Genomic DNA, 1,536 nt, shown 5'->3' with positions numbered 1-1,536 from the left:
TTAAAGTGGCTTTCTCCTAAAGATACTTTATTTAATTTTTTGCATGACGGTGTAACATATGTTTGACAAACCTTCAAAAGACGAGGTTTAAAATGAGGAAAAGAACTTTTTTAAGCTGTTTGTTAAGTGTTACATTAATGGCAACAACAATTTTACCAGCATTTGCAGGCGAAGCAGATGTTAATCAATCGACAAAAACAAGTTTAAACCCAGACACGTTGGCTGATTTCACTTTGCCGGAAAATCCAAAAATCGCTGTTGTAATGGACTCCTCACTTGAAGGTGAGAGCATTTCTGTACACCTGCCGGAAGAACTTGGTTTGAAACAAGGCGTTGCAAAAGCGGGAGGGGTGATGACATATAGAGGAGAACGACATGCGACATTGAAACTCAAGACACTACAGCGTGAAGAAAAGGGTGTGCTTTTGACAAGCATGCAAACAGATGTTACGCTTAAAGATAAAATGGCTCCCGATAGGTATTCATTTAATTATGAGCTGCCATCTGGTTATAAGATGATAAAATCGGAGGTTTACTACGATCAGATAATTAATGCTGAAGCTGGATTAAAAGAGGAAGAACAGTTTCAGAAAGGATGGGTGTATATTTTAAATGAAGATGGGGAAATTGTTGCCATAATAGAGCCAGCATATGCTGAGGATGCGAATGAGAAGAAAATCAATACGCACTATGAGGTGGTAGCAAACACATTGGTACAGGTTGTTGATATAACTGATAATACAGTGTATCCTGTAACTGTGACGACAACATCGTCAAGACCTGAGAATCATAAAATTGGAGATTACAGAGAGTACTGTACAATTGATCATAATGTGATTGGAGCAGCATCCTTTGTGAGTGGAACCGGGTATTCCTGTCTGACTGATGCGGCAAAGGAAAAGGTGAAAAAAGCGATAGCTGCAAAATTAGGAAGTAAATTTGTACCGATCCTTAATTTAGCATCTTGGACGCTTGAAGGATATGCGACACTGAATAGTTTGAGAGGCTATTCTCATACAAGTGTAATTTTGGATTATGAGTTATGGGCATATTACAAACATCAAGGTGGCAGATGGGTAGAAGGAAGACAATATAAAAATGCTTCACTTCTTTTAACTTTAATTAAATAATCAGGAGAGAGATAATGTCGGATATCAGTATTACATTACTGCTTTGCCTAGGTGGACAATTTTGGCTAGTACGGGGTGCCTGGCGTGGTTTTAAAAGAAAATATTGGGAAGAACCGTTGCAAAAGTATGTGGATTATTTAGGCGTTTTTATCGGTATTCCTCTGTTTGTAATTACTGTACTGGGATTTTTGAAATCCATATGCTGTTAGACAGGCGGTAAAAAAATATTCAAGAAATCAAAAGCTGTTAGATATGTGGGTCTTAGTGGAGAATCAATCAAGATGGCATAAAAAAGTGGAGGCAGATTTGTCATGAACAGAAACAGAAAAGACATCAGAATTACAGTTTTGATATTTGCAGTTATCATTAGGTCAGTTTACAAGGAACTACACGCAGACCGTGAAAC

The 1,536-nt window shown here is 37.8% G+C and carries 2 protein-coding genes; both read left to right on the top strand.

The genetic code is table 11. The features are described from left to right. Positions 1–137 precede the first annotated feature (137 nt). Entirely contained in the window at positions 138–1,130 is a 993-nt protein-coding gene (locus D1155_RS15470) for a hypothetical protein (RefSeq protein WP_160203306.1), read from the top strand. Positions 1,131–1,144: 14 nt separating this feature from the next. Beyond that, positions 1,145–1,339 carry a hypothetical protein gene (locus tag D1155_RS15465; protein WP_160203305.1) on the top strand — a complete coding sequence of 65 codons (195 nt, stop codon included), beginning with the start codon at positions 1,145–1,147 and terminating at the stop codon, positions 1,337–1,339. Positions 1,340–1,536 lie beyond the last annotated feature (197 nt).

Source organism: Anaerotruncus sp. 80, assembly GCF_009936115.1.
Classification (GTDB): Bacteria; Bacillota; Clostridia; order Peptostreptococcales; family Anaerovoracaceae; genus Senimuribacter; species Senimuribacter intestinalis.
The sequence above is the reverse complement of the archived record's forward strand: the minus strand, read 5'-3'. Positions and strand labels throughout refer to the sequence as shown.